Here is a 298-nt window from a genome sequence, read left to right on the forward strand (position 1 = left end):
GCAATGCCGTTGGGCAGCAGGTTAGCGAGCTTGACCGCAAGGTTATGAAACTGGCCCGCCATGATGCGCAGGTCCGCCGATTTATGACGATGCCTGGGATCGGTCCGATCACCGCGCTCGCCTTCAAGGCAACGATTGACGATCCGGCACGGTTTGCGCGATCGAGAAGCGTAGGTGCTTATGTCGGGCTAACCAGTAGACGCCACGCCTCCGGAGAGCTCGATTGGTCAGGTCGCATCTCGAAGTGCGGCGACGCGATGCTACGAAGTTACCTGTTTGAAGCAGCCGGGGTTCTGCT

General features: G+C 59.4%; 1 protein-coding gene. It reads left to right on the forward strand.

Annotated features, from left to right (window positions below; genetic code table 11):
- A partial coding sequence (locus tag KJQ96_RS39025; RefSeq protein ID WP_213291222.1) for a transposase occupies positions 1-298 on the forward strand: 298 nt, incomplete at both ends.

Source organism: Bradyrhizobium sp. sGM-13 (assembly GCF_018398875.1).
In the GTDB taxonomy this organism is placed as follows: domain Bacteria; phylum Pseudomonadota; class Alphaproteobacteria; order Rhizobiales; family Xanthobacteraceae; genus Bradyrhizobium.